At 59.6% G+C, this 6,000-nt stretch carries 8 protein-coding genes and 1 pseudogene; 6 read left to right on the plus strand and 3 right to left on the minus strand.

What is annotated here, in order from left to right; all coding sequences use genetic code 11:
* Positions 1–76 precede the first annotated feature (76 nt).
* A complete protein-coding gene (locus CS919_RS05925; protein WP_099298559.1) occupies positions 77–361 on the minus strand; it encodes a hypothetical protein in 285 nt (94 codons plus the stop codon).
* Between CS919_RS05925 and CS919_RS05930 the strand changes: the two genes are divergently transcribed.
* The gene (locus CS919_RS05930; protein ID WP_234990839.1) at positions 297–545 is read left to right on the plus strand and encodes a GtrA family protein; all 249 of its coding nucleotides are present in this window, start codon (positions 297–299) and stop codon (positions 543–545) included. The two genes, CS919_RS05925 and CS919_RS05930, sit on opposite strands and share 65 nt — an antisense overlap.
* Before the next feature lie 17 nt (positions 546–562).
* Here CS919_RS05930 and amn read toward each other — a convergent pair whose 3' ends face one another.
* Positions 563–1,987: an AMP nucleosidase gene (gene amn, locus CS919_RS05935; protein ID WP_099298561.1), complete on the minus strand. Its 1,425-nt coding sequence runs from the start codon at positions 1,985–1,987 to the stop codon at positions 563–565.
* A gap of 140 nt (positions 1,988–2,127) precedes the next feature.
* Between amn and zupT the strand changes: the two genes are divergently transcribed.
* The 5 genes and pseudogenes from zupT to CS919_RS05960 all read left to right on the plus strand — a co-directional run bounded on the left by zupT (position 2,128) and on the right by CS919_RS05960 (position 5,159).
* Entirely contained in the window at positions 2,128–2,931 is an 804-nt protein-coding gene (zupT, locus tag CS919_RS05940) for a zinc transporter ZupT (RefSeq protein ID WP_099298592.1), read from the plus strand.
* Positions 2,932–3,166: 235 nt separating this feature from the next.
* Positions 3,167–3,718, plus strand: coding sequence for a hypothetical protein (locus CS919_RS05945; RefSeq protein ID WP_099298562.1), 552 nt, complete (start codon positions 3,167–3,169; stop codon positions 3,716–3,718).
* Positions 3,719–3,824: 106 nt separating this feature from the next.
* The gene (locus CS919_RS05950; RefSeq protein WP_234990848.1) at positions 3,825–4,163 is read left to right on the plus strand and encodes a DoxX family protein; all 339 of its coding nucleotides are present in this window, start codon (positions 3,825–3,827) and stop codon (positions 4,161–4,163) included.
* A gap of 86 nt (positions 4,164–4,249) precedes the next feature.
* Complete coding sequence (locus CS919_RS05955; protein ID WP_306345843.1) at positions 4,250–4,420, plus strand: hypothetical protein; 171 nt, start codon at positions 4,250–4,252, stop codon at positions 4,418–4,420.
* Between the two features lie 27 nt (positions 4,421–4,447).
* Positions 4,448–5,159: pseudogene (locus CS919_RS05960) on the plus strand (IS6 family transposase).
* 425 nt (positions 5,160–5,584) lie between these two features.
* Here CS919_RS05960 and CS919_RS05965 read toward each other — a convergent pair.
* Positions 5,585–6,000 (minus strand): oxidoreductase dimerization domain-containing protein (locus CS919_RS05965; protein WP_503089921.1); only part of this gene is annotated, 416 nt, incomplete at its 5' end.

The raw sequence follows: 6,000 nt of genomic DNA on the forward strand, positions 1-6,000 counted from the left end.
CCACTTTATTCCATGCCCCGCCAGCGGGTTGTTTTCTACCCTTAGCCATGGGGTGATCCCTGGCCAGTGAGGCGCTCTATCCAAAGGTCAACGAGTAGATCGTGAGCCCTTTAGAGACCTCGATATCGATAACCTCAGAGCGCGACTTGGAAGCGCGGACGAGGTCGAGCGTGCCGTCGGAAGAAACGTGGTGCACCTCGCGCTTGCCGTCCGGATGGGTGACGGTCACCGTTCCTCTGCCCGATTCCACCAGTTGCACGCGCGCGGCCGTGTAGTTCAGATGCACGACGCCAGGCTTGTCCACCGGCGTGATGGATTGCTCCGCCAGCCGCCATCGACCCTCTAGGGAGAAGCGCCGCACCGCCGTGGTGTGCCTTGTCTGCCTCGACGCTGCGGTGTTGGTCGGTTTTCTTTTACGACGCCAACTCGATTCCCTCCCGCATTATCGCTTTTGGGCCTGGTTTGTCTCCCAAGCCGTGGCGACGGTGCTGAATTTCCTGCTGCATAACTTCTGGGTCTTCCGCGCCGGCAGGCTTTCCAACTAGATCTGCGCGGCGGCGTCCTACCGGAACGGCACCTCGCCAATCGCGCGGCGTAGCTTGCGCGTCCGCAGCCGCTCCGGCGCCTCGGCCAGCGTCTCCATCGCCCGCACCGCACACATCACGTGCGCCTGTTTGGAGTTCGAGTAGAACGCCTGCGCCCCAGCGGGCAGCTTCGGCACGGCGTGAAGTGGCAGGTCAGAGACACTCAGCAACGTTCCATAGGGCACGCGGTACCGGTAACCATTGGCAGCCAACGTGCAGCTTTCCATGTCCACCGCCACCGCCGTGGATCCGCGCAGCCACTTCCACAGATCCTTCTGCGTGTGCCATTCCCAGTTCCTATCGTCGGTGGAAATCACCGTGCCGGTACGCATGAGCTGCTGGTCATCGCCATAAATCTCATCCACACTCGCCTCCAGCGCACGCTGAACCTCCGGCACCGCGGGGATCGGGACGGCCGAGGGAATGTAGCGTTCCAAGATGTGATCGTGACGCTGGTAGGCATTGCCCAGAATCAGATCGCCGATCCGCATGCGCGCGTCCAGGCCCGCGCAGTGGCCAATCATGATCCACGCCTCCGGCCGCAGCGCCGCCAGCGAATCCGTGATGGTCTTCGCGTTCGCTGGGCCCACGCCAATGTTGATCATGGTGATGCCGCTGCCATCATCGGCCACCAGGTCGTAGCGCGGCATTTGGAATTCGGATTCGAGGTTGAGTGTGGCGTCGTCGGCAACAATCTTTAGGGCCTGCGACCTGGTGATTTTCCGACCATCCGGCATGTGCAACGACGTATACCGGGACCCCTCGCGGGCGATCTGCTGCACGCTGAAATTCACGAATTCGCTGGTGTGCATCGCATAGTTGGTGAACAGGATGAACTTCTGCACGCTGGCGGCGCTGATGCCGGTGTAGTGACGAATGCGCTGGCAGGCGATGTCGAAACGCTCGGGACCGAAGTGGAACAGCGGCTTTTCGGCGGCGTGGAAAACGTCCCAGTGGCCGTCGATGATCGCGTCATCAACATCGTCGAGGGAGGGCCGCGGGATGATGTCGCTGACGTCGCCGGCGCGCCGGGCTTCGTTGATTCCTTCAATGCCGTCGATGTACTCCGGCGGGATTTTTTTATCCGACGCCAACACCGTCACCTCGCACTTATAGTTCGAGGTCAGGCGGGTGAGCTGTTCCGTGAGATAGCTGCGGATGATGCTGGGGTGGGAGATGACGGCGGAATAAGTGCCACCTTCGTTCACGTATCCGAAAGGCTCCGAACGATCGATGGGCTGCCATTTCTGCACGTCAACGATGAGTTTGGGGTAGCGAACGGCATCATATGCGGCATAATTGCCGGTCTCGAGGGCAGTTCTGGCGACGCTGCAGGAGCGCTCGTAGATGTCCACGAGTTGCTGGACGGCGGCATCGACGATGTGGCGATCGGAATGGGACATGGAGTTGCCCTTTCGCGAGGTTGGAAACGGTGGTGCGTGAAGTGTGTTGTTCAGCCTAGCTGCGGGTTCGGTACTGTGCTGATGACGAGTATTTCTGTTGCTTTATTCAAGGGGAGCATTCCATGGGCTTTGCCGCGGGCATTGATGCGAGCAGTTTCGCGCTGGCTTTTGGACTGACGCTGTTTGCCGGTTTGGCCACGGGCATCGGCGGGCTGATTTCTGTGCTTCAGCGCTCGACGACCACACGCTTCCTCGCGACCTCGCTGGGTTTTTCTGCGGGCGTGATGCTCTATGTTTCGATGATGGAGCTGCTGCCACAGGGCATTGACCACTTGCGGCAGGACATGGGGGAGCGCCCTGCAAACTGGCTGGCAGTGGGGGCTTTCTTCGTGGGCATTGCGGTGATCGGTGTGATTGACCGGTTAGTGCCCGAGGAGGTCAATCCGCACGAGCCGGAGGGTGCTGCGGGGAAGAAGAGCGGTGCGCGGGGATCCGCGATGATGAAAACCGGTGTGATGACTGCGATGGCCATCAGTATTCACAATTTCCCGGAGGGTTTTGCGACGTTTGTCTCTGGGTTGGAGGATCTGACTATTGCGCTTCCGGTGGCGGTGGCGATTGCGATCCACAACATTCCGGAAGGCATTGCGATCGGTGTGCCAGTGCGCGAAGCCACGGGTGATCGGCGCAAGGCTTTCTGGTGGGCGACACTATCCGGGCTGGCCGAGCCTCTGGGCGCGCTGGTGGGCTTCCTGCTGCTGATGCCACTAATGGGGCCGCTGGCTCTGGGGATTATTTTTCCAGTGGTGGCGGGAATCATGGTCTTCATCAGCCTGGATGAGCTGCTGCCCGCGGCTATTTCTACGGGCAAGCACCATGCTGCAATCTATGGGCTGATCGCGGGCATGGCTGTGATGGCACTGTCTCTACTGCTATTTATTTAGCGGTTGGGGTTGGCTGCGTGAGGATTTGTAGGTAGGCGTTTATTCACAAGATTTCGCGGATTGTGGATTCATTGTGAGATTAGGGCGCATCTAATTGCATCGATGTGGCTTCGTCTGAATAAAGCGTGGAGCTTTGTGAAATAGCTATTCGGTTACAGGTCCGCATGGCACGGCTGTCCCCGTCGATGATGAAAACGTCGATGAGCTCGGTAGGCGTGGAAGACTGAGTGACCTCATGCCCAGCGACTTCGAGCAATTGGGCAAGACCTGCCCGCAGCCATCGCCACCGATCAACCTGATGATGAAGGAATTCGACGGTGTCAGCGTTGACAGCACGGCAATGTTGTTTCTGTTCTTGACCCCTGTTTTTGCGCCACCGCTCATCGCGGCGCTGGGATCGTTGTGCGTCTTGGCGCCGAGATTGCGGAGCGACAGTATTGTGCTCCGGCGATCAGGTGGGTCGGTTGCACAACGGTATGCGTTGTTGGTTTGGGAAGCCGTTGTGGTCTCGTCGACGTCAGGCTTGCTCACCTTGGCAATTGTGTTGTTCGGAGTGCTCAGCACCAATCATGTGCTACGTGGCGATGTCCTCTATCCAGGTTGGGTTTCAAGCATCTTGTGGGGACCATTCATAGGAATTATCGGTGTCATGGTCCTGGCAATGTTGGCGATCAAGTTCGCAATAGTCACTACACACCGACAAGTGCGCCAACCGCCAAGGAATAGTCGTACAGTCAGGATGGTTGAAAGTTTCAAGCAACTAGAAGGAGACCTCTGTTATGTCTAGCTCGTCAGTTAGTACACGTTTGAAGAAGGCGCAGAAACGGTACCTGGGTAAGGCACCTAAACCCACCACAGGTGAAAACGTCGCGCGATATGCACTGGGCGGAATCATGACGTATGCAGGAATTTCGCACTTGACGACGAACCGCCAGGAGTTCCAGGCGCAGGTGCCGGACTGGATGCCGTTGGATGAGGACATCGTGGTGTTGGGCTCTGGCGTGGCAGAGATTGCGCTGGGTGTTGCCCTTGCCGCACTACCTGAACAGCGACGCCCAGTCGGCGTAGCTCTCGCAGCCTTCTATGCAGCTATTTTCCCAGGTAACATCGGCCAGTACGCCGAGCGCAAGGATGGCTTTGGTTTAGACACTGACGGCAAGCGACTGGCCCGCCTGTTCGGCCAGCCGGCACTCATCGCTGCTGCTCTGAAGGCTGCGGGGTTGCCCAAGTAACGTCCGAAAACCTCTTCACCACACTCACCCTCCCCAACGGCCAAGTTCTACCGAATCGCATTGCGAAAGCAGCGATGGAGGAGCACATGTCAGGCACTGGGCAACTACCTGATTCACGCCTGGTCACGTTGTATCGAACCTGGTCGCAGGGTGGTTCCAGGTTGTTGATTACGGGCAACGTCATGGTTCACGACGCAGCCATGACCGGTCCTGGTGGCGTCGTTCTAGACGGTGCTGTTGCAAAGTTGGGGGAGTAGGAAGAGCGACGTGAAATAGTCACAGCCATGGGTATCTTCTCCGGTCGTCATTTCCCCCGTGACATCATTCTGTGGGCAGTGCGGTGGTACTGCCGCTACGGGGTGAGCTACCGCGATCTGGAGGAAATGATGACTTCAGCGGGGCGTGCCGGTCGATCACACCACGATCTACCGCTGGGTCCAGAAATACGCCCCTGAGCTGGACAAGCAAACACGGTGGTACCGGCAGGTACCTGGCTGGCAGGCCAGTTCCTGGCGGGTGGATGAGACCTATATCCGGGTCGGCGGCAGGTGGTGCTACCTCTATCGGGCGATCACCGCCGGTGGCTAGACCCTGGACTTTTATCTCTCTCCGAAGCGGAACGTGGCCGCAGCGAAGCGTTTCCTGGCCAAGGCCCTCAGATCCAATGCGTCAGCCGGGTATCCCAGAGTGATCAACACCGATAAAGCACCCTCCCTAGCCAGAGCAATCGCCGAGTTGAAGTCAGAGGGAATCTGCCCGCCAACAGTGGAACACCGGCAGGTGAAATACCTCAACAACATCCTGGAAGGCGACCATGGTCGGCTGAAGCGGATCTTCGGGCCGAAAGGCGCGTTTAAGAACCGGACATCTGCATATCGGACGTTGAAAGGGATGGAGGCGATGCACTCATTACGGAAAGGCCAGGGCGCGATGTTTGCCTACGGGCAACCGAACCCGGACGCGGTGATCGTCAACCGGGTCTTCGAGACGGCCTGAGAACGCCCACACGCAGCGGCCATCAGGGAATGAGAAACTGAGTCTTCGCTGCTCTCCCCCAACTTTGCAACAGCACCAATGACCTGCTTAGGATACTTGGCAGTGTGGCGCCGCCAGTTCATGAGTGGTACACCTCCACCGATCCGCTGCCGGCAGTATTCAAAAACGATCCCCGCGGATCCTGATGTCTATCGCGGAATCCCCTCGTCGCGTAAGCGTTCCTCCCAGACGCATGTGAGGAAGCGGAAAAGTCCCGCGGCTAATCCTTACCTAGCCGGAATCTTCAACTCAACCAGCGGCTGCCGGTTATCTGTGCCCTATCGAATCATCTTTATCTCAAAACCGACAGGAGCCACCAAGGGGGAGGGGCGCTCATCGTCTGCACCTCTTCAGGATGAGATCTCCCCGATTGCCTGCGTTGCCGTTCATGCGCAGCACGACAGCAGCGACGGGTCGGTGGTGAAGGCCTTCGCGGCGATCCGGATGCCCTCGGCCATGGTCAGGTAGGGGGCCCAGGCGTCGGCGACCTCGGCGACGGTCCTGCCGAGCACGTGGACGCCTGCGGCGGCGAGCTCCCCGGCGTCCTTGGCGACGGCGGTCAGGCCGAGGATCTCGTTCGTCTCGGCGTTCACGACGATCTTGATGAACCCGCGGGTGTCGCGGTTCACCAAGGCGCGGGGCACGTGGTGCAGGGGCAGGACGCGGCAGTCGCAGCGGATCCCCGCGGCGAGGACGTCCTTCTCGGTCATCCCGACCGCGCCGATCGCGGGCCCGGTGAACGTCACCCGCGGCAGGCGGGCGTAGTCGACGGACCGGTCGGCGTCGGCGAACGCGTTCTCGG

It is taken from the genome of Corynebacterium dentalis (assembly GCF_900232865.1).
GTDB lineage: Bacteria > Actinomycetota > Actinomycetes > Mycobacteriales > Mycobacteriaceae > Corynebacterium > Corynebacterium dentalis.